Origin of the sequence: Acinetobacter sp. SwsAc2 (genome assembly GCF_013391465.1) — a bacterium.
Taxonomy (GTDB): domain Bacteria; phylum Pseudomonadota; class Gammaproteobacteria; order Pseudomonadales; family Moraxellaceae; genus Acinetobacter; species Acinetobacter johnsonii.
In genome coordinates this window covers 14,613-38,772 of the sequence record NZ_JACBEZ010000027.1, presented here as the reverse complement: position 1 = coordinate 38,772, position 24,160 = coordinate 14,613, and the positions used below count along the sequence as shown (strand labels likewise).

The 24,160-nt window shown below is 42.5% G+C and carries 26 protein-coding genes; 23 read left to right on the top strand and 3 right to left on the bottom strand.

All coding sequences use genetic code 11. The features are described 5' to 3' along the window. Window positions 1-43: 43 nt before the first annotated feature. The 4 genes from HYI04_RS12240 to HYI04_RS12225 are packed head-to-tail and all read left to right on the top strand — an operon-like array spanning window position 44 to window position 6,043. Window positions 44-1,180 carry a hypothetical protein gene (locus HYI04_RS12240; RefSeq protein ID WP_372239174.1) on the top strand — a complete coding sequence of 379 codons (1,137 nt, stop codon included), beginning with the start codon at window positions 44-46 and terminating at the stop codon, window positions 1,178-1,180. Between the two features lie 12 nt (window positions 1,181-1,192). After that, complete coding sequence (locus tag HYI04_RS12235; RefSeq protein ID WP_178896209.1) at window positions 1,193-2,857, top strand: OmpP1/FadL family transporter; 1,665 nt, start codon at window positions 1,193-1,195, stop codon at window positions 2,855-2,857. Between the two features lie 29 nt (window positions 2,858-2,886). Then, window positions 2,887-4,104: a putative pilus assembly protein FilE gene (gene filE, locus HYI04_RS12230; RefSeq protein ID WP_256732997.1), complete on the top strand. Its 1,218-nt coding sequence runs from the start codon at window positions 2,887-2,889 to the stop codon at window positions 4,102-4,104. Between the two features lie 19 nt (window positions 4,105-4,123). Further along, window positions 4,124-6,043 (top strand): flagellar protein FilF, encoded by a 1,920-nt coding sequence (locus tag HYI04_RS12225; RefSeq protein ID WP_178896207.1) that lies wholly within the window; start codon window positions 4,124-4,126, stop codon window positions 6,041-6,043. Window positions 6,044-6,103: 60 nt separating this feature from the next. Here HYI04_RS12225 and HYI04_RS12220 read toward each other — a convergent pair whose 3' ends face one another. Next, complete coding sequence (locus HYI04_RS12220; RefSeq protein ID WP_010325974.1) at window positions 6,104-6,652, bottom strand: NUDIX hydrolase; 549 nt, start codon at window positions 6,650-6,652, stop codon at window positions 6,104-6,106. A 122-nt stretch (window positions 6,653-6,774) separates the two neighbouring features. Between HYI04_RS12220 and HYI04_RS12215 the strand changes: the two genes are divergently transcribed. The 9 genes from HYI04_RS12215 (at window position 6,775) to HYI04_RS12175 (ending at window position 15,038) form a co-directional block, all read left to right on the top strand. After that, window positions 6,775-7,377 carry a CoA pyrophosphatase gene (locus HYI04_RS12215; RefSeq protein WP_004984200.1) on the top strand — a complete coding sequence of 201 codons (603 nt, stop codon included), beginning with the start codon at window positions 6,775-6,777 and terminating at the stop codon, window positions 7,375-7,377. 23 nt (window positions 7,378-7,400) lie between these two features. Then, window positions 7,401-7,931, top strand: coding sequence for a gamma carbonic anhydrase family protein (locus HYI04_RS12210; protein WP_178896206.1), 531 nt, complete (start codon window positions 7,401-7,403; stop codon window positions 7,929-7,931). Window positions 7,932-8,060: 129 nt separating this feature from the next. Continuing rightward, window positions 8,061-8,726, top strand: a complete 666-nt coding sequence (gene tsaB, locus HYI04_RS12205; RefSeq protein WP_010325977.1) for a tRNA (adenosine(37)-N6)-threonylcarbamoyltransferase complex dimerization subunit type 1 TsaB — start codon at window positions 8,061-8,063, stop codon at window positions 8,724-8,726. 13 nt (window positions 8,727-8,739) lie between these two features. Further along, a complete protein-coding gene (locus HYI04_RS12200; protein ID WP_005400203.1) occupies window positions 8,740-9,564 on the top strand; it encodes an undecaprenyl-diphosphate phosphatase in 825 nt (274 codons plus the stop codon). Next, window positions 9,558-10,376, top strand: a complete 819-nt coding sequence (locus HYI04_RS12195; RefSeq protein WP_159153699.1) for a class I SAM-dependent methyltransferase — start codon at window positions 9,558-9,560, stop codon at window positions 10,374-10,376. Before HYI04_RS12200 ends, HYI04_RS12195 begins: the two co-directional genes overlap by 7 nt. A 123-nt stretch (window positions 10,377-10,499) precedes the next feature. Then, window positions 10,500-11,876, top strand: a complete 1,377-nt coding sequence (locus tag HYI04_RS12190) for a C13 family peptidase (protein ID WP_159153698.1) — start codon at window positions 10,500-10,502, stop codon at window positions 11,874-11,876. Window positions 11,877-11,899: 23 nt separating this feature from the next. Beyond that, complete coding sequence (gene fghA, locus HYI04_RS12185; RefSeq protein ID WP_178896205.1) at window positions 11,900-12,736, top strand: S-formylglutathione hydrolase; 837 nt, start codon at window positions 11,900-11,902, stop codon at window positions 12,734-12,736. Between the two features lie 126 nt (window positions 12,737-12,862). Continuing rightward, window positions 12,863-13,972 (top strand): YjgN family protein, encoded by a 1,110-nt coding sequence (locus HYI04_RS12180; RefSeq protein WP_004694984.1) that lies wholly within the window; start codon window positions 12,863-12,865, stop codon window positions 13,970-13,972. Between the two features lie 10 nt (window positions 13,973-13,982). Next, a complete protein-coding gene (locus tag HYI04_RS12175; protein ID WP_178896204.1) occupies window positions 13,983-15,038 on the top strand; it encodes a M48 family metallopeptidase in 1,056 nt (351 codons plus the stop codon). 17 nt (window positions 15,039-15,055) lie between these two features. Here HYI04_RS12175 and HYI04_RS12170 read toward each other — a convergent pair whose 3' ends face one another. Next, entirely contained in the window at window positions 15,056-15,331 is a 276-nt protein-coding gene (locus HYI04_RS12170; protein ID WP_178896203.1) for a DUF2218 domain-containing protein, read from the bottom strand. A gap of 178 nt (window positions 15,332-15,509) precedes the next feature. Here HYI04_RS12170 and rpe point away from each other — a divergent pair, with 178 nt between their 5' ends. The 9 genes from rpe to HYI04_RS12125 all read left to right on the top strand — a co-directional run bounded on the left by rpe (window position 15,510) and on the right by HYI04_RS12125 (window position 22,452). Next, window positions 15,510-16,196 (top strand): ribulose-phosphate 3-epimerase, encoded by a 687-nt coding sequence (rpe, locus tag HYI04_RS12165; protein ID WP_004694978.1) that lies wholly within the window; start codon window positions 15,510-15,512, stop codon window positions 16,194-16,196. A gap of 431 nt (window positions 16,197-16,627) precedes the next feature. Next, window positions 16,628-17,101 (top strand): hypothetical protein, encoded by a 474-nt coding sequence (locus HYI04_RS12160; RefSeq protein WP_159153694.1) that lies wholly within the window; start codon window positions 16,628-16,630, stop codon window positions 17,099-17,101. Window positions 17,102-17,146: 45 nt separating this feature from the next. Then, on the top strand, window positions 17,147-19,015 hold the full coding sequence (locus tag HYI04_RS12155; protein ID WP_159153693.1) for a copper resistance system multicopper oxidase: 1,869 nt from the start codon (window positions 17,147-17,149) through the stop codon (window positions 19,013-19,015). Further along, window positions 19,002-19,295 (top strand): hypothetical protein, encoded by a 294-nt coding sequence (locus HYI04_RS12150; RefSeq protein ID WP_062034177.1) that lies wholly within the window; start codon window positions 19,002-19,004, stop codon window positions 19,293-19,295. Before HYI04_RS12155 ends, HYI04_RS12150 begins: the two co-directional genes overlap by 14 nt. Further along, entirely contained in the window at window positions 19,282-20,208 is a 927-nt protein-coding gene (locus HYI04_RS12145) for a copper resistance protein B (protein WP_159153692.1), read from the top strand. The genes HYI04_RS12150 and HYI04_RS12145 overlap by 14 nt, the downstream gene beginning before the upstream one ends. Window positions 20,209-20,441: 233 nt before the next feature. Continuing rightward, window positions 20,442-20,759, top strand: coding sequence for a quaternary ammonium compound efflux SMR transporter SugE (gene sugE, locus HYI04_RS12140; RefSeq protein WP_005400191.1), 318 nt, complete (start codon window positions 20,442-20,444; stop codon window positions 20,757-20,759). 82 nt (window positions 20,760-20,841) lie between these two features. Next, on the top strand, window positions 20,842-21,159 hold the full coding sequence (gene sugE / locus HYI04_RS12135) for a quaternary ammonium compound efflux SMR transporter SugE (RefSeq protein ID WP_010325989.1): 318 nt from the start codon (window positions 20,842-20,844) through the stop codon (window positions 21,157-21,159). Window positions 21,160-21,191: 32 nt separating this feature from the next. Further along, complete coding sequence (locus HYI04_RS12130) at window positions 21,192-21,677, top strand: methylated-DNA--[protein]-cysteine S-methyltransferase (RefSeq protein WP_159153691.1); 486 nt, start codon at window positions 21,192-21,194, stop codon at window positions 21,675-21,677. A 121-nt stretch (window positions 21,678-21,798) separates the two neighbouring features. Beyond that, window positions 21,799-22,452, top strand: coding sequence for a nuclease-related domain-containing protein (locus tag HYI04_RS12125; protein WP_372239173.1), 654 nt, complete (start codon window positions 21,799-21,801; stop codon window positions 22,450-22,452). 116 nt (window positions 22,453-22,568) lie between these two features. Here HYI04_RS12125 and HYI04_RS12120 read toward each other — a convergent pair whose 3' ends face one another. Then, window positions 22,569-23,336, bottom strand: coding sequence for a hydroxymethylpyrimidine/phosphomethylpyrimidine kinase (locus HYI04_RS12120; protein WP_159153689.1), 768 nt, complete (start codon window positions 23,334-23,336; stop codon window positions 22,569-22,571). 93 nt (window positions 23,337-23,429) lie between these two features. Between HYI04_RS12120 and HYI04_RS12115 the strand changes: the two genes are divergently transcribed. Further along, entirely contained in the window at window positions 23,430-24,074 is a 645-nt protein-coding gene (locus HYI04_RS12115; protein ID WP_159153688.1) for an HAD-IA family hydrolase, read from the top strand. The last annotated feature ends 86 nt before the right edge of the window (window positions 24,075-24,160 follow it).

The window sequence follows — 24,160 nt, the reverse complement described above, 5'->3', positions numbered from 1 at the left end:
TGAAAAAAATAAAACAAGAACAAGGGTATAGGTAAGGACAATGATGAAGACATGGATGAATAAAACACTCCTCGCAGTGAGTGTGCAGATGATTCTTGGGGTGGCCTATGCTGCGGAAGAACCGAGCTTAGGAGGTTATGAAACAGTCGATGAAACTGTGACAGAACAAGCACAAGTTGGATCTGATCAACCTACTGTGCCTGCGCAACCAGAAAAGCCAGCAGTTGTAAACACTGGAAGTGTTGAGCAAGCAGCGTCTTCTGCGTTGCAACAGCAAGAGGGTGATGCAACTAAAGAGACCAACTTAGAAGAAGTTTTTACCTCAAATGAACGTCAGTATTCATTAATTAAACAAGGTGAGATTTCATCTTATTACGACATCGATTATACCTATTACCGAGATACTCAACTTGATTTAGAGATGGCACAAGGTCAGCTCTATCAACTGCGGGTACAAGAAAATGCAACACACAGTCTAACCAATACTTTTACGGCACAATATGGTTTAAGAGATAACTTAACGTTAACGGCATCATTGCCTTTGGTTGCCAAAACTGACTTATTAAAAGACACCTCTACAGCGGGTCTTGGGGACATTTCCTTTGGTGCACGTTGGGAACCGTTTCCACTCAAAGCTGGTCGTTTGCCTTTGATTTTATTTGGTAACGTTTCTACCAAAACTGGGGATAGTCCTTATGAAATTAATGCCACTTCAGACTTAGCAACAGGCAAAGGATATTATTCAGCAGGTGTTGGGGCAAGTACGCGTAAATATATTGATCCCGTGGTGCTGTTTGCATCGGTCTCAGCGAACTATGGTTTCAAAGAATCGGGCCTAGATCAGCGCCGTGGTAGCCGTGTAATTGAAGAGTTTGAACCAGGGATTAGTGGTGGTTTTGCCTTCGGTTTTGCCTATTCCTTTAACTATGATGTCTCAATGACGATGTCATACCAACAAAGTTTCAATACTGGGGCTGAATTTACCTACAGCTCAGGGGAAAGTTACTCTCCAGCAGATCAAACCAGTTCAACTTTTGCGATTTCTTTAGGTGTACGTGTTTCACCTGAAACGATTGTGAATGGGACGGTTGGCCTTGGTTTAACAGAAGATGCACCTGATGTCTCATTAGGGTTGTCTTTCCCATTAGATATTCTTGGTTTTGGAAAAAAGCTTAAATAATAGGGGAGTCGTATGAAAAATATCCGACTTAGCCCTTTGGTGTCTGCCATATTATTAACGGGCTATTCTAGTGTTACCTTTGCTGCTTTAGGGCAAAACTTATCAGTTGATATTCGCTCTTTGGCTATGGGCAATGCAGTCACTGCTGATCCACCTGGAATCAGTGCCATTCACTTTAACCCAGCAGCACTGACCAAAATTGAAGGTTTGCAAACGGATGTGCAAGGTATTCTCGCTGATTTTAATATCGAGCGGGAGTTTTCTGTTCCTGCAGGTTATAACGTATTTGGCTATTCAGATGACCCGATTGTTTGTAATGATGGGCCTGAAGTTGATGCCGATATCTGTACCGACTTTAAAGGGCCAGTCCGCGGTGATGTTGAATACCCGAGCCTATATGTACCTGGTTTGAAGAAAATGGTGGACTTGGGTAAAGGTATGCCTGTGGCTGCCCCGACTGCGGGTATAGCATATAACCCGCCAGGCTCTAAAATGACATTTGCAACTGCCATGTATGCGCCATTAATTGCAGGATTCGGTGCGGAAGATGGCAATCCCGGTAACTTTATGGGACAACAAGTTGCGCTAGAACGAATCACTTATTTATCACCGTCTGTGGCGTACCAAATCAATGATCAACTTTCCATTGGTGGTTCAATTGGGATGTCTTATCAAGCTTTGGCATTAAAAAATGATTTACGTTTTCCCAATGAGTTGATTGGGATGCTGCGGATGATTGATGATGTCGTTTGTACCCCATTTAAAGAAAACTCAGATGTGATTACCGACATTCTCTTGCTGGGCATGTGTAATGCTGAAGAGGGAATGAATCCTTTTGGGCGCTTTGGTCAACTCGAACTTTCAGCAGAACAGTCTCTAAGCCCAAGCTATAACTTGGGTGTGCTGTGGGAGCCGACAGAAGATTTTAGTTTTGGTGTAGTCTACCAAAGTGCTGCCAAAATGCGGATGAAAGGTAAATATCACATAGACAATGCTAAAGCACCACAAGAACTCATTAAGGGGTTGATGTCCTCCCCAACAGGGCAGATTCTGGCTGCAGTTTTAGGTTTTCCAAGTTCTGTACCAGCCAGTGAGTCGGGTCTGGTATCAATGGATTTAGAATATCCAGCACATTTCCAAGCGGGTATTAAATATAAACTTTTACCCGATTTACAAGTCAATGTTGATGTGGGATGGACCGACTATAAAGCATGGGACAAATTTAAATTTGAATTTGACCGTCAAGTTTCGGCGCTCAAAATTGCAAAATTGCTTTCAGCCAATATCTCCGATAGTAGTTTGGCTTTGCCTCTGGCATTTGAGTCACCGTGGAACTACGGTATTGGGATTGAATATTCAGCAACAGATCGTTTAAAACTCCGTGCAGGCTATGAGCCACGCACCAGTGCGATCCCTGATGATAAGCGGAATACCATGGTACCAATTAACAATGCACGCTTGTTTGGTTTAGGTGTTGGTTATCGTTTTGACGCAGATACTGATTTAGATCTATCAATTGGTTTTTTGCAAAGCCGAGATAAAATTCCAGCAAATTCTAGTAGCTTGGCGAACCAAACTGGGGTAAATAATATTTTATTAAACCCGTATGCAGGTTTAAATGTAAAAACTGATACAACCATTACGATTTTAGGGTTGAACTATAGAACACGGTGGTAAGCACATTGAATACAATAAAAAGGATTTTATTGCCCTCATCACTATGCTTATTGGGTTGGATTTCGAATGCAAGTTTTGCGGGAGAGTTTTTTACGATTATTGGTCCAGATGGTAGACCGATGGTGGTACAAGGCAAAGCCAGTGAGTCCCCAGAAAAGCAAGTGAAACCGGGCCGTAAGCAGGAAGAAAAGGAAACGCATGAAGTCTCTGAGGTCAGAGTACCACTACTAATGCCCGCTCAGGAATTTGCACCACAGCCGATACAGCCTGTAACCGAAATGAAGGCTCATTTACCAGATACAAAGCCTGCGCCAAAAAAGAAACTTTCTGCTGAGAAGCAAGTCACTTCTTCTACAGTGATTCAGGCTGAGCGTCCATTCAGCAAAACTGAAACCAAAGTGCAGGTTCAACAAAAAGTGATTGAAACCACTCAGCAGATCCCGCAAGCCTCAGTGAGTAGTACTCAAACCATTAAGCCTGCATCAACGCCCCAAAGCATAACTCATACGGATTTGGTAAGTGCAGAGAAATCAACTGCATTCTCAAGCATGTTTAATCAAATGGATGGAACTGATTATGTTCGCAACGAATATTTAGAAGACCGTGAATTTAACTTAGAAGGCAAACGCCGTTTTTATACCATGCCTGAAGGGGTGATTGATCATAAAACTGGAACGACTCGCTTTCAGGTCATTGAGCGAGAAAAAGGAGTGAGTAAATCTGTCCTTAACGCTATGTTTAAATCAAAGCAAAAAGACAATTTAGCACCGATTGCCTTAGCCTCGACCTATTACCGAATGTCACAACAAGACACGATCGCTAGCTTAGGACAAACTTGTTTTAAGGATAAAAAGCTGAAAAAAGCAAAAAGCTTACAAGCCAATCACGATATTAATGTTTGGCCGAAAAAGCCGATCAAAGAAAATTTTGAATTTGAAATCATCAAAGTGGACAGCAATATTCAAAATATTCAATTAAATTCGTATGCATCTACACAAAATGATCCCACATTTTATTGGCCTTTTGCTGTGTTCTTAGACCAAAATGCCTGTGTGCTTGAAGGGGCAGGAGGGTTTAAAAATGATGAAAACTCACCCTCTATGCTATCGCATGAAATGATCGCAGGTATTTTACATGTACCTGAACAAAGTCATTATTTATTGTTGACACCACTCTCTTCTGCTGTCGATGTCGAACATAAAGTTCTAACCAATCATGGTCAGTTAAAATTAATCGCAATTCGCTAAAAATAAATAGAGTATGAAAATGAAAAAACAAATTTTATGGCCATTTACCTTGTCGACATTGGTTGTTGCCTTAGCTGGTTGTGGTGGAGAAAGTGCCAATGTGAATCCAGAGCCGAATCAAGTGAATTCTGTCAACGGAAGCTGTTTGCTGAAAGATAAAAACTGTGTTGAGTTTGCCTTGGATTATCCAGTTGATGGGATTAACTTTGTCTGTAGTAGCGACCCCGATAATACGTATATGACTTTGATGGAGCCGAAAACCAATGCGGCAACAGGTCGGTGCTCTGAAGGGGACAAAATTCACTTCTTGTTGACGGGAAGTTCTGATAAACAAGTCGAACTCGGTACAGTTCCTTTGTCTGAAATTGGCAATGTGAGTACGGTTTCAGCCTCACTGCCACGCCTTAGTATTTTAGATATGGCAAAAGGGTTAAATGGTGGAACGGCTGCAACCAGTTTGAGTCCAAACGATAAGACCGTAAAAATTGCGATGGCTTTGGCGAAAATTTTTCAAGTTTTAGGTCTAGAGCGTGGTGCTGGCGTGGCTGGCGATGTACAACCTTTTGGTATTTTAGCCTCTAAAAAAGCAGACTTATCACTCCTCTTGGCATCAATTAGTGCTGAAGATTATGCCTCAGGAGCGTATGTCGATAAAATCCGACCATGGATTGATGTCAGTCAAGTCAGCAATGAGGATGCTTTTAAAGTGGTCCAAACATTGGTGCTCATGAATAACTCTGCCACCTATCAAGCGGACTTCCCGATTTTTGCAAATGCCCTATCGGACAAGACAGGGATTGGTTTACCACAAGGCTTATATGGTTGTAATGCTACAGACTGTAAGACCAGTCCTGCTAATCTTCGTCATTTAATTGGAAGCTTTATTATTCTAACGGATCGACAAGGTTATACCTTTGGTTCAGGGGTACAGTGGCGTGGGCCATTAAAAGAACAATTAGGCAGTGATTTGGCAACCAGTGTGACGGTCGATTTACTGAAAAATATTGAACCTGCCAAAATGAATGCTTTAGCGCAAACGTCTTGGGTTAATCCCTTGACCAAAAGTATTCAGCAACCGTTTAAGTTTAATCTGACAGATCCAAATTCGGATGATTTCACCATTACCCAAGGCAAACTGTTTAATGATTATTTGATTGCAGGGACGGAAAAATTTTATAAACAATTAACCAAGGATCCGAATGCTAGCCCATCATCCTATGGTTTATGGCAGCAAAACTATGGCACAGATACTTTCAAAGGTTCATTTGATGCCTTTAAAATTTTTCCAATTGGCTATTTAGATAATGATGTATTTAAGTCGAAGAGCAATGTAGCGGCTGGGCAGAAGTATATTTTTCCACTGTATGCCAACTTAATTTTTAAGGCAAAAAACTCTAGTGATAGCGTAGCCTTAGGTATTGCAATTGATGAGTCGGGAGATATTCGTACTGATATGCAGTCCGCTAGTAATAAAACGACAGCATGTACACCGCTACTAACAACGGGTGCAACCTTAACGACAGATAACAATCAAGTACAGTACCGAATTGGAACACTGGGTGCGACAGATACTTCAAATAAAGCTGTAACCTTCCGTATCCTCTTGGCAAATCCTATCTTTGATAAAATTGATGGTGCAGTTATTGGTGCAAATACCAATATTGTGAGTGATGTGAATAGTGAAGGAAAACAGACCTCTACAGTGATTGGTGGAGCACGTGTTAATCTCGGTAATTTATTGTCTGCCAATGTAAATGAAAGTGCTTATATTTCTCTCAGTGATTTTTCTGGTGCAGGGGTAAAGTGGACCAATATCTATAAGGCGTATTTGAGTAACTATTATGAAAAAAATAGCATTGCCAATCAAGCAGCCGCAGACTTCCGTGAAGGCGAAGTTTCAATAGAAATTGCTGATTGCTATAAGGTGTTAGCAAAATAATATCGTTGTAAACACAAAAAAAAAGCCCATCATCGATGGGCTTTTTGATATTAGGCAACATTAACCTGTATGGTCTAAGCGTGTACCTAGGGTTTCGAGATGAAGATTAAATTGATTACTTTTACGGTCGGCAAAATAGTGACGTAAGGTATGTTCGACACTAGGGAAAGCCAGTTCTGACCAAGGAATTTCATCTTCTTCAAATAAACGACATTCGATGCTTTCTTCGCCAGCACCGAATTTTCCATCCACTAAGTTCGCTTTGAAGAGCACATAAATTTGACCAATACGCGGAATATTGTACATGCAATATAGCTGTTCGATTTCAACTTCCGCTTCCGCTTCTTCACGGGTTTCGCGTGCAGCACCTTGTTCCATGGTTTCAAACAACTCCATGTAACCTGCTGGTAAAGTCCATAGCCCATAACGCGGTTCAATAGCGCGGCGGCATAACAATACTTTATTTTCCCAAAGTGCGAGTGCACCACAAATCACTTTAGGGTTCACATAATGAATAGAACTACAAGAGGTGCAAACACGACGCAATTGATGGTCGCCAAGAGGGATTTGTTCTGTTGTTTTTTGTCCGCAATTGCTGCAAAAGTCCATATTCATCATCAATGATAAAGTTCAGACTCAGCATAACTTAAAAATTAAATTTTGGCATCATTTCTCTTTTTTCAGTATCAAATTCAGCTATGATGAAAAAAATAATGATGGGACGACGTTCAATGGATGAACATTCATTAACACGCATACTGCAGCAACAGTTACGGTTTTCAAGCAAAATTAAATCGGCAGATGCAGCTGTGTTAATCGCGATCACCAATGAAGACGATCCCAAAGTTTTACTGACCCGCCGCTCTGTTTATCTATCTAATCATGCTGGCGAAGTGTCTTTTCCTGGCGGGAAAAGAGATCCGCAAGATACCAGTAATATCGTGGTTGCCTTACGTGAAGCCTACGAAGAAACCGCGCTGAATCCTTTTGACGTACAGCTGCTCGGTGATTTGCCAATGCAAAAGGCCCGTAATGGCATGTTGGTCAAACCTGTGGTCGGGCTGATTCCGCCTGAAGTTGAACTGGTTGCCCAGCCGACTGAAATTGATCGTATTTTCTTTGCTTCACTCAAACAGCTGATGGAAGTGCCGGCGGTGCCTTATGAAGTTCGTTTTGCCCATCAATCTCTCTATTTTCCGAGTATGCGGGTGGAAAATGAAATTGTTTGGGGGCTGACAGCACGGATGTTGGTTGCATTATTTCAATATGGTTTGGGCTATCATAAAGAGTGGCCATTTTTAGTCAATTCCCCGACTTTTCGGTTCCCCAAGTAAGTTGAGTATTTTAAGGAAAAAATATGTTGTACAAATTTAAAGGTCATTCCCCACAAGCAATGCATCAACCATGGAATGGTTGGGTTGCGGAAAATGCTACAGTGATCGGTCAAGTCCAATTGGGACAACAGGTTAGTATTTGGTTTGGGGCGGTCGTACGTGCAGACAATTGCAAAATTCGTTTAGGGGACTTTACCAATATTCAGGAAAATGCGGTTTTACATACCGATGCTGGGATTGAAATGAATATTGGCAATTATGTCACGATTGGGCATCAAGCCATGTTGCATGGTTGCACAGTGGGGGATAATAGTCTGATTGGGATTAATGCCGTCGTTTTAAACAATGCCGTGATTGGTAAAAATTGTATTATTGGTGCGAATGCACTGATTCCAGAAGGTAAAGTCATTCCAGATAATTCTCTGGTTATGGGCTCACCGGGTAAAGTCGTCAAAACTTTGGATGAAACGGCTGAGGCTCGTTTGAAAATGAGTGCACTGCATTATGCAGAACACTTTAAACAATTTATCGATTTAGAGCCGGCACAGTTATAAGCTTATTTTTTCCCATTCAGCCTAGATTTTTCTAGGCTTTTTTAGCTCTGTTCCGAGAACATCTCGCCTAGTGCTTTTGAGTGGAGTATCATAGCCACGTTTTTATAGATTAAATCATTAAGGTTGTGCATGAAAGTGCTGGCATTGGAATCTGCAAATGAGCAGTGTTCCGTCTCTATTGTAGATGAAAATCAAGAACTTTTTTTCCAATTGGATACGCGCGCAAAAGCACAAACGCAAACGATTCTGCCAATGATTGAACAAGGGTTTTTACAGTTGGATATAAAGACAGAAGATTTGTCTTGTATCGCTTTTAGTCGTGGTCCTGGTTCTTTTAGCGGCGTTCGTATTAATGCCGCCGTGACTCAAGCTTTGGCATGGTCGAATGATTTGCCTGTGGTTCCTGTTTCAACTTTACAAGCGCTCGCACAAGCTGCACATCGTGTGCACGGTCTAACCACAGTCACCGCAGTTTTAGACGCTCGCATGAGTGAAGTCTATATTGCAAGTTTTCAATTAGATACGGACGGCATCATGCAAGCCGTCGATGAAGAACAGCTTCTAAGCTATGCCGCGGCTACTGAATGTACACCGTTTACTTTAGTTGGTTCAGGCGCAACCTTAATTGACCCATCACAAATACAATACAAAGATTTAAGTGCAACTGCGCAAGATATTGCCACAATTGCGCGCAAGAATGCACAGCAACAACACTGGGTGAGTGCTGAACTTGCACTTCCAGTCTATTTACGTGATAACGCTTGGAAAAAAATCCCGGAACAGGGCAAAGCATAATTAGGGTTTTTTTATGGATCTTTTACTGCTGCTCAAAGCGGCAATTATGGGTATTGTTGAAGGTATTACTGAATTCTTACCCATTTCGAGTACTGGACATTTAATTTTAGCTTCAGAACTCATGAATTTCTGGACCAAAGAAAAAAGTGATGTCTTTGTGATCGCCATTCAAATGGGGGCAATTGCAGCCGTCATTTATGAATATTGGGCACGTTTGTGGGGGGCAGCAACGGGGATTTTTAGTGGTGAACCCCAAGGTCGCCGTCTCGGGATTGGGCTAATTTTAGCGTCGATTCCTATTGTGCTGATTGGTCTGACATTTGGTCAAACGGTGAAAGAGCTTTTATTTAATGATATTGCCATTGCTATTGGTTTGATTGTGGGTGGCTTGATTATTATTTGGATTGAAAAGCATCCGCCACAAGAGCGCGTCCATGAAGTTGAAGACCTGAGTATCAAAGATGCGATTTGGATTGGTCTGATTCAAGTGTTGTCTTTAATTCCAGGGACATCACGTTCGGGGGCAACCATTATTGGCGCGATGTTCTTAGGTGTATCGCGCAAAGCAGCCACTGAGTTTTCATTCTTCTTGGGTATTCCAGTAATTATTGGTGCGGGTCTGTTAGATTTGTACCAAAGTGCGCATGTGTTTGACGGACAACAAGATTGGATCGTATTGGCAACAGGCATTATTGTTTCTTTTATCTCGGCTTTACTGTTGATTCGTGCTTTAGTCGCTTATGTGGCGAAGCGTGATTTCATGATTTTTGCATGGTATCGCATCGCTTCAGGTTTAGTGATTCTATTGTTTGCCTTTACGGGTTGGAAGTTATGGTAAGCCCAATGCGCTTATATGTGGAACAAGAGCATTTAGAAAAAGCACAGCACTATGTTGCTGTGCTTTTTTCTCGTGGTGTCGAGGTCAGCATCGAAGTCGCCGAAAAGTTAAATGCACGTTTCTTCCGTTTTCATCCTGAACTGGGTCTGTGTGCCGATGCCGATGGGCTTTGGCTTTGTGCCAATGGCATGAAAATGCAGCCGGATTGGAAAGCTGAAGTTCCACGTTTAAAGCGTGCGTCGTTAAAGTCTGAAATGATTGCTCGTGCTTGCCACTTGACTGAAAAACCTAAGCTTATTGATGCAACGGCAGGGCTTGGGCATGATTCACTGCTCATGGCACATTTGGGCGCCAATGTCACTTTGGTCGAACGCCATCCCATTTTATTCACCTTGTTAGAGTCAAGTAAGGAACAGGCTTTGCAAGATGCATTTTTAAACCCTGTAGTGACTCGAATTCACTTGGTTTTTTCAGATTCCGCACAGTATCTGCAGCAACAAGCAGAGCAGGGCAATACGGTCGATGTGGTTTATCTAGATCCGATGTTTCCGCAACGGGATCAAAATCAGCAAGCGGTGAAAAAACAGGCACAAGTGAAAAAGCAAATGCAGCTTTTACATATGTTATTGCCTGAAGATGGTGAAATGGATCTGGGCGATAATCTGCTTGGCTTAGCGCAAAAAGTGGCAAAACGGGTGGTGGTCAAACGTCCTCGCTTGGCCGTATTTTTGGCAAATCAAGAAACCACTCATCAGTGGCTGGGGGATGCATGCCGTTTTGATGCCTATTTTCAGCATGAACGCTTAGACTGAAGTGGAAGACTGCTTCAAAAGTATGCAAAGATTTGTTATATAGTTAAAAACATCATTGATAAAATGCTGATCAAGCATAAACTTAGTGTGTCCCTACGCAAGTCACAATTTAATTAGAATCTTATGATCGACTTCAAACCCTCCATCAACTTTTGGCATGATTTTAAAAGCAACCAAACTGCGGGGATGTGGTTGTTTCTAGGTTCACGACGCTCTTTGCAAATTGTCCATCCTTCGATTATGCAGCTCATCTTCTGGGGGATTTTAGGTGGTTCAGCCAATACTTTATTTAGCTGGTTGAGCGCAGGAGAGATCGGTGACTTTAACCCACAAGGTTTGGTCAGTTACGCACTTTGGCCTTTTATTGCCCTGATTGTTGGGATTTTTCTGTCTCAACGGGTGAATAATCCACGTTTGATGTTGGTACCAGCACTGCTCTGGTTGGTGTTGGATACGCATATCGCGTTATTACAAAGTTTTATCCAATATTTGGGCATGGTTGATGTCCTGCCGTATTTCTTCTACGACTACCTGCCGAATGTGTTCATGGTACTGTTTGTTTGGCAGAGTTTGGCGGTGGTGTGGGTGTTTTCGCGTGAGCTGAAATGGCCTTGGTGGGAGCGTGCTCTGATTGTCTTGGCTACGCTGTTTACCCTTGTGGTTTGGCAAATGTCAGTGACCAGTCAGCCGATTTGGAAAGTAGAAGAAACGCCATCAACCTTTGCAGAAGATGCCTTTTATGCACAAAGTCGTTTACTGAATAAAGCACTAGAGTCTGTGCAATATGGCGAATTTGCCCAGTCACATTGGTATTTCCTTGGTGTGGCGGGAGCGAGTTATCAAGATGTATTCCGTTCAGAAGTCGAGCGAATAAAAGAACAGTTCGATACGCGTTTTGGTACGTTGGGCCGTTCGATGATGTTGGTGAATAACCCTGCTACACGAACAGAAATTCCGATTGCCTCTAAACACAGTATTGAAATGGCGCTGCGTCGTATGGGACAGCAGATGAACCGTGAAAGCGATGTGTTATTTTTATATATGACTTCGCATGGTTTACCGAACCAGTTCGAAATGGAAAATGCACCTTTAGACTTAACTCAGGTCGACCCGAAATGGTTACGTGAAACCTTAGATGCATCGGGTATTCGCTGGCGTGTGATTGTTATTTCATCGTGTTTCTCAGGGAGTTTTGTGCCTGCACTGCAAAATGACAATACCTTGATCATTACTGCTTCGGCAGCAGACCGTCAGTCTTTTGGTTGTACCAATGAAGCCGATTATACTTATTTTGGTCGGGCGTTTTTTGATCAAGCAATGCGTGAACAAAACAGTATAGAAACTGCTTTTAGCCAAGCACAAAAGACTGTGAGTCAATGGGAAACAGCACAAGGTTTTGAACCGTCTGAACCACAGTGGTCGATGGGTAAAAATATGGAGCTGATGCTTCCACAACTTGAACAGCGCTTGTTTCCACCTAAAGCTGTTGCTACCCCTTAATTTGGATCTAAAAAGGAACCCTGATGGAATTAGTACAATCTAATCGTAGTTTTGATGGTGAACAGCGTATTTACCGATTTAATTCCATCAGCCTTCAAGGCGAGAGCAGGTTTGGTATTTATTTACCCGCTCAAGCGTTAGCAGGGCAAGCGTGTCCAACATTATTTTATTTGGCAGGTTTAACCTGTACTGAAGATACCTTTGCTATTAAAGCGCACGCACAGCGTTTAGCAGCACAGCTAGGTCTGATTTTGGTAACGCCTGATACTTCTCCTCGTGGTGAACAGGTTGCGCAAGGTGATCATTGGGATATTGGGCAAGGGGCAGGTTTTTATATTAATGCCACCCAAGCGCCGTGGGCTGAGCATTTCCAGATGGAAAGCTATGTTGTTGAAGAGTTGTATGATTTAGTGATTCAGCAATTTGCTGTACAAGCAGAGCGTATTGGGATTTTCGGGCACAGCATGGGCGGTCATGGCGCTTTAACTTTGGCCTTGAAACATCCTGAGAAGTTTAAGTCGGTGTCTGCATTTGCTCCGATTTGTGCACCAAGCCAATGTCCTTGGGGCGAAAAAGCGTTTTCAAACTATTTAGGTTCAGATCAAGCTGAGTGGCTGAAACATGATGCAAGCGCTTTGGTCCAAACAAAAACAACTCATTTTACTGATATTTTAATTGATCAGGGTTTGAGTGATCAGTTTTATAGCCAGCTCAATCCTGCATTATTTCAGCAAGCTTGTCAGGCTGCGGGCCAGCCACTGACGCTGCGCGAACATGCAGGCTATGACCATGGTTATTATTTTATTCAAAGTTTTATTGATGATCACCTGCAGTTTCATGCCGTACAGCTCGAATCTTAAATCTTGATTTGTCATATTTATTCTTAATTTTTGACTAGAAATCATCCAGCACTGGCATTAACATGGTTGGGTGATTGATTTTTTGTTCTTAAAAAATAAAACAGTAAAATAATAGATAGGGTATACATGCAAAATTCAGAGGCATCTTTGCCACCTGTAGAGGCTTCTTTTGAAGCAAGCTGGCCACCTCCACCAGCCGTTCCCACGGATGAGCCAAACGCCTATTTGGGACAGACCTTTCGTTTCCAGTTCCGTGGTAATGCCCGAGAGTACTTTGGCATTTGGATTGTGAATATCTTATTGACCATTGTTACCTTTAGTTTATATGCACCTTGGGCGAAGGTTAGACGCTTACGCTATTTTTATGGCAACACGGTGTTTTATCGCCGCAAGTTTGACTTTACGGGTGTACCTACACGCATTCTGATTGGTCGAATTATTGCTTTGGGCGTGTACTTTGGCGCTTCAGCTTTGGCTCAGGTATCTTGGCAAGCTTCTTTAATTGGTTTCCTCATCATATTTCTACTTGTACCGTGGTTGGTACGTTCTACTATTCGCTTTCGTGCCAGAAACAGTAAATTTGGTAATAGCCGCTTTTATTTTACAGGCACGACCAAAGAAGCCTATATCTTGGCGCTGAAAGGCATTTTGATTTACATCTTTACCCTCGGGATCTTTTTCCCTGTGCTGTTTTGGTATTTTAAAAAATATACGCTGGATAATTTACAACTTGGGCAGTTACGTTTTGAGCTACATGCCGATTGGCCTGACTATATGCGTGCCATGTATGTCCCAGTGTTTTTGTTTATTGGGATCGTGTTTGTTTTAGGGTTATTTGTTGCCTTCACTCTTCAAGTTGGGAGCAGTTCTCCAACCCAGTTTGGGATCATCGTGGCGGTGATTTATATGATTGCTGCTTTTATGATTTGGCCGTTGATGATGGCTCGTATTTTTATTACCACATGGAATAAAGCCACGTTGGGGCGTAGTCCTTTCCAAACGGACTGTGGTCAAATGCATTATGCATGGATCGTGATGACCAACTGGATTTTAAAAATTCTTTCGCTCGGTTTGTTATCGGCATGGGCTGCGGTGCGTTTGTATCAGTATCAAATTGAGTCATTAACTTTAACCCTAAAAAATGATCCAGATCGTATGTACAATTTGGCTCAAGATGACCCGAATGCTATTGCTGAAGAGCTGAGTGATATTTTTGACATCGATATTTCGCTGTAACGAGGCTTAAATGCAGGAACAAAACATCATCTTTTACGATGGGCAGATTTCTAAGCCTTATCCAGCCACGATTGCACCGATAGACCGAGAAACGGTGTTGATCTGTTATAACCAGCAGCAGCGTCGTTATTACTATGCCGATATGCAGTTGATTGGGGCATTGGGGCAGATTCAACCTGTGATTGAGTTGAAAGATGATGCACGGATTGAATTTCCACAAGCATTGCCTGACTGGTTTGAGCTGAACAAAAAGCATGTACAGCATTCGATTTGGAAATTAGAACGCTCACCAAGTCTCATCTTATTTAGTGTGGTGTTTGTTGCCGCTTTTATCTTTGCCATTTTAAGATGGGGTATTCCAAGCGCAGCACATTATGTCGCGATGCAACTACCTGCCGATACCATCTATAAACTCGGCGATGAAGCGCAAGAACAAGTGTTTAAGCTGACGGGACCTTCGACTGTCCCTCTTGCACGTCAAAAACAAATCATGCAAAGCTATCAAGACCTTGTTGCCAATGGGCAACCTGCCAAAGTATTGTTTCGTGCAGGTGGACAAATTGGAACGAATGCTTTAGCGCTGCCAAACAACACCATTATTCTGACCGATGAACTGGTTAATTTAGCTAAAGATGATCATGAAATTATTGGGGTTTTAGCACATGAGCAAGGGCACTTGGTCGAGCGACATAGCTTACAGCAAGCCTTATCCAGTTTAGGTTTTAGTGTGCTATTGATTGCGGTGACGGGGGACAGTTCGGCCTTATTTACAACTTTGCCCGTGGCTTTGGTTGGTGCCAGTTATTCACGCAATTTTGAAAGTGATGCGGACTTGTATGCCATGCAAGTGCTGGATAAAAACCATATCTCCAGCTTACATTTGGCAAACTTTTTAGCACGTATGGAAGATGAGGCACGTGCCGAAGAGGAAGAAAAGCAGCCGCAAGGGAAGTCCGAAGAAGAGGAGGACGGTGGCATTGGTTCATTTTTCCAAAGTCACCCTGCGACCCAAGAGCGTATTGCAGCTATTCGCCAATTTAACCAACAGCAACGGTTATCAAACTAATTCATTCAGCCGTTGACTTAAACTTGTGTCCATGTTGCTGTGAGTGGCGTTTGTCCCATACGGATCAGGTGGTCTAAGACCACGTGTTCTAAGTGACTCAATTTTTCTTCACTCGCCTCAATGCTTACATGTAGATGTTCGGCTTGAGGACTTAAAAGGACCCGTGCTTCAGACATGATAATGGTAAAACTACTGGGTTCTTGTTCGATTGCAAACTTATGTTTCCAATGATTCACCAGTCGTTTTGCAATTCGAGCCGCATCTGTCGTGACAATATCCGCAGTACTTTTCATATTTACCTCGTCGATTGATCACTTACCATAACAGTTTCAAGCCAAATGAAAAGTTGAATGTTGCAACGCTACGTTGCAAATTTAGAAAGCTTAACGCTTTCTTTTTTCACAAGTCCCAGTTCAAAAGCTGAATTTGCTATAATGCGTTCATTCCCTTTTGTATAAGCCAGGTACACGCATGTCCAAGCCTTATTTAATTGCACCATCTATTCTCTCTGCTGACTTTGCCCGTTTAGGTGAAGACGTTGAACATGTACTTGCAGCAGGTGCAGACGTGGTTCACTTTGATGTGATGGATAACCACTATGTGCCAAACCTGACTTTTGGTGCGGGTATTTGTAAGGCACTCAAGAACTACGGCATCAAAGCCCCGATTGATGTGCATTTGATGGTTAAACCTGTCGATCGCATGATTGGTGACTTCTTAGAAGCAGGCGCGGACATTATTACCTTTCATCCAGAAGCCTCTGACCATATTGACCGTTCTTTACAGTTGATTAAATCAGGCGGTGCAAAAGCGGGTTTGGTCTTTAACCCAGCAACGCCGTTACATTATTTAGATTATGTGCTTGATAAAGTCGATCAAATTTTGTTGATGAGTGTGAACCCAGGTTTCGGCGGTCAAAAGTTTATTCCGATGACTTTAGACAAACTACGTGAAGCACGCAAAATTATTGATGCTTCAGGGCGTGATATTCGTTTAGAAGTGGATGGTGGTGTGTCACCTGCAAATATTCGCGAGATTGCAGAAGCGGGTGCAGATATGTTTGTTGCTGGTTCAGCTATTTTTGGAAAACCAGATTATAAAGCTGTGATTGATGATATGCGTGCAGAGCTTGCAAAAGTGGGTGCGGTAAAGGTTTAAGCTCATAGGTATAAATGCTATACAGGTTGTGGATAACTTTATGGATAAACTGGTGGATATCTATGTTGATAACGATATGGATAACTTGATTAATATTCAAACGTTTACACAGCAATGGTTTAGTATTTAGACGTTAAATGTATAAAAAGGACTCATTTGAGTCCTTTTTTATGCTGTGAAAGCCTGATTGTTACTGATGCTTTATTCATCTTTACTTAAAAATGGCCCTGTTTAAAAAATAACTTTATTGTTTAAGTCTGCGTAGTGGCTAAACTGTCGCAGTAATTGAATTTAAATTTATAATCTTGTGTATAAGCCATTCTTTGCTTATCCTGTTGATTGGGATCAGCAACAAAAGGTCAGGCATTTACATGCAAAGAGCGTTTTGTTGCGTTGAGATATCATTCTTCACTGACTAAATAGGATTGATTGTGCGTTCATTGCTCAAGACACATTCTTGGTTTGTCTTACTCATTACTTTGGTAATGGGGTGGAGTGGTATTGCCCAAGCTTCGGCAGCGCCGATGCATCAAATGATGCAGCTGAGTATTCAGGCTGCAACCAGTGAGCAAAGTTCTGCGCATGCAACAGGCAGGCAAAGCCTGCCCGACTGTCATCAAACGAAATCATCGAGTCCAGTCTCTGGACATCAAATGCATATGGCTCAAAGCGACATGATAGCAAAGAGCAATTGTCATGCGTCGGATATGCTGCAAAATAAGCAAGTTCAGTGTCAGGAGTGTGCACAGTATCACTGCCAAACGACGCTGACACTTTTAGACGTTGAACCACTTGCATTCGTTCAGCTTGAAGCCGCTTTAGTACAATCATCCCCCCATTTTCGTTATCAAGCTCAACATTTAGTGGGCTATTGGCAAGAAATTCTACGTCCTCCTAAAGCCTAATCCTGATTTTTAAAACTTTATTTTTAAAATTATTAGGATTTAGTCATGTCTATTCAATTTAAACAAAACCTCATCCTTGGGATATGTCTGATGTCATCTTCTTGGAGCTTTGCCGCAGTCAAAGAATACCAATTGGTGATTGATGAAAGTCCCGTCAATTTAACTGGTAAGTCGCTCAAGCGGATTAGTGTCAACGGACAGTTTCCAGCTCCCTTGCTTGAATTTGAGGAGGGCGACGATGCGGTCATTCGGGTTAAAAACAACTTAAAAAAGCAGGATTCATCGATCCACTGGCATGGTTTACTTCTGCCGGGGCTGATGGATGGTGTACCAGGTTTTAACGGTTTTAATGGTATTCAGCCGAAGAGCGAATTTGTCTATAAGTTCAAAGTGCGCCAAAGTGGCACCTATTGGTACCATGCGCATTCTAAAGGACAGGAACAAGATGGGCTGTATGGCGCATTGGTTATTTATCCCAAAGATAAAAAGCCTTTAGCTCAGCATGAAAAAACTGAACGTGATTATGTGGTGATGTTATCGGACTTCCATGAGCAGAGTAGTGAACAAATTCAGAAGAATTTAAAGATTTCTGCCGAATATTATCAAAATCAGCGTGAAACCGTTGCTGAGGTGTGGAAACAAGTACAGCGCGATGGCTTAAAAGCCGCGTGGCAAGACCGTTCCATGTGGAACCAAATGCGCATGCTAAAAACGGATCTGTCGGATGTCACGGGCTATACCTTCCTTATTAATGGTAAAACGCCTGAGCAGAACTGGACAGGTATGTTTAAGCCGAACGAGAAGGTTCGGTTGCGTTTTATCAATGCCTCAGCCATGTCTTTTTTTGATATCCGTATTCCTCACTTAAAAATGACCGTGGTCAGTGCAGATGGTCAACCCGTCAAACCCGTTCCAGTGGATGAGTTCCGGATTGGAACTGCTGAAACTTATGATGTGATTGTGGAGCCGAAAGCAGGGCATTATCAAATTGAAGCAGAGTCGATTGACCGTTCAGGCTACGCCATTGGAACTTTACACAATGAGTTGACCCCAATGGCACAGAGCATACATATGCCTGCGCCGCGTCCACGCTCATTGTTGACCATGGAAGATATGGGGCACGGCTCAGAACATTCAGGTATGGATCATACACAGATGAACCATGAAACAATGCCTGCAATGGATCACTCAAAGATGAATCATGAAACGATGGCTGGTATGGATCATTCAAAAATGAATCATGCGGCGATGGCTGGTATGGATCATTCGAAGATGAATCATGAAACCATGTCTGAGATGGATCATACACAGATGGGTCATGCGCAACAGAATACGACAGCAAGTTCGGTACAGGAAGCTGTTACACCAGTGTATGGGTGGGCGAATGCCTCTACGCCTAAAGGTGATAAGGCATTGCAATATAGCGATCTGAAATCTTTAGAGCCTCAAAAAGATACCCGTGAGGCGACGAGCGAGTTAGTGATTCGTTTGGGTGGAACTATGGAGCGCTATTTGTGGACCATCAACGGGAAAAAATTTAGCGACGCTGAACCGTTGAAAGTGAAGTACGGTGAGCGTATTCGGATCAAATTTATCAATGACAGCATGATGGCTCATCCAATGCATTTGCACGGTATGTTTATGCAACTGGAAAATGGGCAAGCCGCCGTTGATATGCCGAATAAGCACACTTTGATTGTGCCACCAGGCAAAACAGTGACCGCTTTACTGACTGCCGATGAGTTGGGCGAATGGGCCATTCACTGTCATCTGCTTTACCACATGAGCTCAGGCATGATGAATAAACTGATTGTGGCTAATGTGAGTGATAGTCAAGTGTCCACCAGCCCAATTCAAGAGCAAAAAACAGCAGCTCAAGTTGAACCAAAAGGAGATGAACATGCGCATCACTAATCTTTTTTCAGGTTTTACTTTAGCTCTTAGTGTCTTATTGAGTTCGTTAGCCATGGCTGCCGAATCTCATGCACAGCATGAAAAACAAAAAGCCAAATCTACAAGCCAAGATCAGTCCAAAGAAATGGCACATGAGCATCATCAGTATAGTGCCGATGAACATGCTCAGATGCAGAAACAGAAAAATGCGGTTGGTCTGCCTTCATCGGAGAAGCAAGCTCAGACTCAACCAAGCAAGCAGTCGAAGGTTCAGAAAGGAGATCATCATGCGCACCATTAATCTTTTTTCAAAAAGCATATTGAGCAGTTCTTTCGTGTTGATGAGTGCTACGGTTATGGCGCATGAAGGGCATCATATGCCTGCTGAAGCAAATGCAAATATGTCCATGACAACTGAGTCCGTGATGTCACAACATACACAGCATCAGGCGATGACTACTCCAACTCAAGCTGTTCCACAGTCTAGCGCACACCATGTGCAACAGATGAATCATGATTCAACAGCACATACGCATGATCACAGCAAAGAGCACGGTGCGCAAATTTATGCGGTCACTACTGTCGATAACAAATGGTTACTGAATGAAGATGGCGATGGAGGTTTAAAGTCTGAGTTTGAAACCCGTATCGGGACAGATGAAAATAAGTTGTTTATCAAAGTACATGCAGATAAGCAGGAATCGCATAAGGCTGAGTATGATACCAAAGTGCTATATAGCCGTATGATTTCAGACTTTTGGGATGTACAGGCGGGTGCACGTTACCGAGCTGAAAAAGTGGAGCGTGAACAGCAGGGATGGGATACGGAAGAAAAAGTGGATGGGGTGCTTGGCTTACATGGTTTAGCGCCGTATTTCTTTGAAACTGATGCTTACGTATATGCTGGTGCAGACAACTATGCTGCGTTTAGTTTAGAAACCGAGCGGGACTTGTTACTGACCCAAAAGCTGATTTTTAAACCTTATTTAGATCTGAATATTATTTTCAGTGATGACTCTAAATATGCCAAAAAATCGGGTATAAGTAGCACCGCCGTCGGCCTTGAGACACGTTATGAAATCAGCAAAAAAGTCATGCCTTATGTGGACATTGCCTATGAATATAGCAAAGGCAATGAAGCGACGGCTTGGCAAGCGGAAAGTGACGAAGAGAAAGGTTGGCAGTATGGAATGGGTATTCGCTTTAAGTTTTAAGTCGGACGTTTAGGTTTAAAGTAAATATCTGAGATTGCACTAAGGTTGTGCTGAAAGAGTGATCTGCTGATTCAGATCACTCTTTTTTGCGCTTCCATGATTTCTAAGTGTAAAAATAATTCATTTTGGTGCACTCTTTGCTATAATTTGAGGCATATTTAGGAGGAACGACCTCCCTCATATTGAGAAAATTCGTCAGGACGGCCTGACTCTAGTAAAGAGGAGTCAGTAGCATGGCTTGGGTTTTTCTTATCTTTGCGGGTCTGTTTGAAATCGTTTGGGCATATTCAATGAAGTTGTCCGAAGGGTTTAGCAAGCTCACACCCAGCATCATCACCATTGTGTTCATGATTTTAAGTTTTGGTTTACTGGCCTATGCAATGCGAACCTTGCCGCTAGGGACCGCGTATACCATTTGGACAGGAATTGGTGCGATTGGATCTTTCTTGGTGGGGATTTTTATTTTAGGTGAGCCAGCAACGGCTATGCGGATGTTTGCTGCGGTGCTGATTGTATCGGGCCTGATTTTGATGAAACTCTCATCCAGCTAAATTCATTCAAATATGTAGAGCTTCAAGCGAGCCTTCGTTTGAAGCTTTGTTGTTTCTGTTCTATGTAAAAGGTATGTGGCGTATGGCATGGGTGATTTTAATTGTTGCAGGTTTGCTCGAAGTGGTTTGGGCCTATGCGATGAAAGTATCGGATGGTTTTACTAAACTGACGCCGAGTATTTTAACCCTCGTATTTATGGTGGCCAGTTTTGCGCTGCTGTCTTATGCCATGAAGACCTTACCTTTGGGTACTGCCTATACGGTTTGGACAGGGATTGGCGCGATTGGTTCATTTTTGGTTGGTATTTTGATTTTGGGTGAACCAGCCAATGCCATGAGGATGCTCGCTGCGGTTTTAATTATTTCTGGGCTTGTACTGATGAAACTTTCATCGTCATAATGTTGCATACATAGACAATTTTTTGGTGAACCATGCGCTTATTTTTTAAATATATGCCATCTCCTGTCGGGGTACTGAGACTGGTGGCACATGATCAAGCCTTGGTTGCCGTATTGTGGGAAAATGAAAACCCCAAACGGGTACGCTTAGCTGAGTTGGTTGAATACAATCAGCATCCGATTTTGCTGGAAACTGAACGACAGTTGAGCGAGTATTTTGCGGCAAAGCGTCAATGTTTTGATTTGCCTTTGGATTTTGCGGGGACAGATTTTCAGAAGCAAGTTTGGCAGGCTTTATTACAAATTCCGTTTGGTGAAACCCGAAGCTATAAAGATATTGCGCTACAGATTGGTAATGTCAAAGCCGTTCGTGCAGTGGGTGCGGCTAATGGCAAAAATCCAATTTCAATTATTGCACCGTGCCATCGGGTTGTGGGTGCGAATGGAAAATTGGTCGGCTTTGCAGGCGGTCTGGATAATAAAGATATTTTATTGAAACTTGAGAAAATTGCGAATTGAGCGTGTGTTTCGGAGTTTTTACGCTCGTATTTTAGTTTAATAATTTAAAAATAAGGACTTTGTCTTTTAATCTATATTCTTTTAAAGAATCGTGTCTCTAACTCAAATAACGATGAATAATATGATGAGTCAAATTGTGGGGAATGTGTTTTCAGAACTGTGGTGGATGCTTCTGATCTTGTTCGGGATTGGCCTTTTAAAAGCGTTTAAGCCCTATCTGAAAGGGAAGTTTGGAGAGTTCGCGGTTCAAGCACATGTAAAATTATATTTGGATGAGCGTTATATTTTAATTAACGATGTGACTTTGCCTGATGAGCAGGGCGGGACAACTCAAATAGACCATATTGTATTGAGCCCTTTTGGTGTTTTTGTGATTGAAACCAAAAACTATAAGGGCTGGATTTTTGGTGGTGAGCGTCAAAAGATGTGGACGCAGAAAATTTATAAAAAGAGCTTTAAATTTCAAAATCCGCTGCATCAAAATTATAAACACGTCAAAGTGCTGCAAAGTGTGTTGCAAGATATTGTCGATGTAGATTATATCCATTCTGCTGTGGTGTTCATGCCTGAATGCGAGTTTAAAACTGCGATGCCCAGTACGGTATTTAAAGGTAAAGCATGGGTCGATTATATTAAGACCTTTAACACAGAAGTGATTCCAGCGATGAAACTGAAACGGATTCAGCTTCGGATTGAAAAAGAAGTGTTAGAAAAGTCATGGAAAACCAACCGTGAGCATGTGGCACATTTAAAACAACGTCATCAAGATAGTTAAATACCCCATTCCAAAGGTGACTGATTCATTTTGTGCCGAAAATAAAATCTAGAATTTAAAAAAAGCCAGTCTATTTCTTCATGGACTGGCTTTTATCTTTGTAGTTTTTTTCTAACTTAAAAACGCTTTGGAATTTTTTGACCGCCTTCAACAGGTGTTTCTGCCTGTTTTAATACGCCAAAGAGCCATGTTTCGGCATGATGTACTGCAACTTTAACACTGTCACCTTGCGCCAAACGACCTGCAATAAAACTCGCCAGCGAACAACCTGAACCGTGATATTCGCCTGCTAAACGCGGGCAGCGAGTTTCAGAAATGAGCTTGCCATTCACAAACAGGGCATTACGAATATAGTCAGGTGTGTCTTCATGACCACCTTTGACCAGTACCGCTTTGGCACCCATTTCAAACAGTTTTTGTGTTGCGGCGTCTAAGTCATCGAGACCCGTTAACGCCCGTAATTCAACTGTATTTGGGGTAATAATGTCCGCCAATGGGATCAGCTCAACAAAGGCTTTGACCAAGGTGGCTTGATCACCCAGTGAACCGCCACTGTTTGCCACTAAAACAGGGTCGAGCACATACTTGTACTCAGGATGTTCACGTAGAAACTCAGCCAGTGCTGCAATATTATCTGTAGTGCCTAACATGCCAGACTTTACGGCTTTAATCGGTAAATCACCGACAACAGCGTGTGCCTGAGCTAACAGCAATTCTTTTGATGTCGCTTCAAAGCCAAACACTTGTTGCGAGTTTTGAACAGTGAGTGCTGTACACGCAATGGCTGCATGCGCACCACTTTGACCAATCGCTTCGATATCGGCCTGTAAACCAGCACCACCTGAAGGGTCTAAACCAGAAAAGCACAGTACGGTTGGGCGCACAGAAATATCCTTGTTGCGAAAATTTGCGATAGTATAGGCAACTTTGGCAGAACTCTCGATAGTATTTTATTTAAAGCCCAAGAAGGATCAGCTGTGATTAAACATATTTTGCTAGATTTAGATGGAACATTAACAGATCCGAAAGTTGGCATTACCGCCAGTGCGCGTTATGGCTTAAACAAAGTCGGACATCCCATTGCTGAAGATCTAAACATTGACTGGATTATTGGGCCACCCCTAAAAGCGTCTTTGGCAAAACTCTTAAATGTTACAGTGGACGATGTTTTGGCAGAGCAAGCTTTATTGGGCTATCGTGAGCGTTTTGCGGTGAAAGGTTTATATGAAAACCATTTATTTGCCGATGTTGAACCGACCTTAAAAAAACTGACCGAGCAGGGCTATCACTTATATTTGGCGACAGCAAAACCAGAAGTCTATGCCCGTCAAATCTTAGAGCATTTCAATTTACTGCAATACTTCGTGCATCCTTATGGCAGTGAGCTGAACGGTGAGCGCACCAATAAGGGAGAGTTGATTGCTTATATTTTAGAAAAAGAGCAGTTAAAAGCAGAAGAATGTCTGATGGTCGGCGATCGTGAGCATGACATTTTGGGTGCACGTCGCAACGGCATTGAAACCATTGCGGTGGAATATGGTTATGGTTCTGATCAAGAGTTGACGGAAGCCGCACCTAAAGCACGAATTAAAACCTTTGCCGATGTCTTGGACTTTATTTAACTCAGACAGAATTTCATTCGGACAGGATTTAAATAACGCCTTTTTCGACTGCGCACGATTTTCTACATTTAAACAGTCGTGCGCAG

Bases quoted from the DNA above. Each gene is read 5' to 3' on its own strand.
- HYI04_RS12240 (WP_372239174.1), top strand. From the start codon at position 44: ATGAAGACATGGATGAATAAAACACTCCTCGCAGTGAGTGTGCAGATG.
- HYI04_RS12235 (WP_178896209.1), top strand. From the start codon at position 1,193: ATGAAAAATATCCGACTTAGCCCTTTGGTGTCTGCCATATTATTAACG.
- HYI04_RS12225 (WP_178896207.1), top strand. From the start codon at position 4,124: ATGAAAAAACAAATTTTATGGCCATTTACCTTGTCGACATTGGTTGTT.
- HYI04_RS12220 (WP_010325974.1), bottom strand. From the start codon at position 6,652: ATGGACTTTTGCAGCAATTGCGGACAAAAAACAACAGAACAAATCCCT.
- HYI04_RS12215 (WP_004984200.1), top strand. From the start codon at position 6,775: ATGGATGAACATTCATTAACACGCATACTGCAGCAACAGTTACGGTTT.
- HYI04_RS12210 (WP_178896206.1), top strand. From the start codon at position 7,401: ATGTTGTACAAATTTAAAGGTCATTCCCCACAAGCAATGCATCAACCA.
- tsaB (WP_010325977.1), top strand. From the start codon at position 8,061: ATGAAAGTGCTGGCATTGGAATCTGCAAATGAGCAGTGTTCCGTCTCT.
- HYI04_RS12200 (WP_005400203.1), top strand. From the start codon at position 8,740: ATGGATCTTTTACTGCTGCTCAAAGCGGCAATTATGGGTATTGTTGAA.
- HYI04_RS12195 (WP_159153699.1), top strand. From the start codon at position 9,558: ATGGTAAGCCCAATGCGCTTATATGTGGAACAAGAGCATTTAGAAAAA.
- HYI04_RS12190 (WP_159153698.1), top strand. From the start codon at position 10,500: ATGATCGACTTCAAACCCTCCATCAACTTTTGGCATGATTTTAAAAGC.
- fghA (WP_178896205.1), top strand. From the start codon at position 11,900: ATGGAATTAGTACAATCTAATCGTAGTTTTGATGGTGAACAGCGTATT.
- HYI04_RS12180 (WP_004694984.1), top strand. From the start codon at position 12,863: ATGCAAAATTCAGAGGCATCTTTGCCACCTGTAGAGGCTTCTTTTGAA.
- HYI04_RS12175 (WP_178896204.1), top strand. From the start codon at position 13,983: ATGCAGGAACAAAACATCATCTTTTACGATGGGCAGATTTCTAAGCCT.
- HYI04_RS12170 (WP_178896203.1), bottom strand. From the start codon at position 15,331: ATGAAAAGTACTGCGGATATTGTCACGACAGATGCGGCTCGAATTGCA.
- rpe (WP_004694978.1), top strand. From the start codon at position 15,510: ATGTCCAAGCCTTATTTAATTGCACCATCTATTCTCTCTGCTGACTTT.
- HYI04_RS12155 (WP_159153693.1), top strand. From the start codon at position 17,147: ATGTCTATTCAATTTAAACAAAACCTCATCCTTGGGATATGTCTGATG.
- HYI04_RS12150 (WP_062034177.1), top strand. From the start codon at position 19,002: ATGCGCATCACTAATCTTTTTTCAGGTTTTACTTTAGCTCTTAGTGTC.
- HYI04_RS12145 (WP_159153692.1), top strand. From the start codon at position 19,282: ATGCGCACCATTAATCTTTTTTCAAAAAGCATATTGAGCAGTTCTTTC.
- sugE (WP_005400191.1), top strand. From the start codon at position 20,442: ATGGCTTGGGTTTTTCTTATCTTTGCGGGTCTGTTTGAAATCGTTTGG.
- sugE (WP_010325989.1), top strand. From the start codon at position 20,842: ATGGCATGGGTGATTTTAATTGTTGCAGGTTTGCTCGAAGTGGTTTGG.
- HYI04_RS12130 (WP_159153691.1), top strand. From the start codon at position 21,192: ATGCGCTTATTTTTTAAATATATGCCATCTCCTGTCGGGGTACTGAGA.
- HYI04_RS12125 (WP_372239173.1), top strand. From the start codon at position 21,799: ATGATGAGTCAAATTGTGGGGAATGTGTTTTCAGAACTGTGGTGGATG.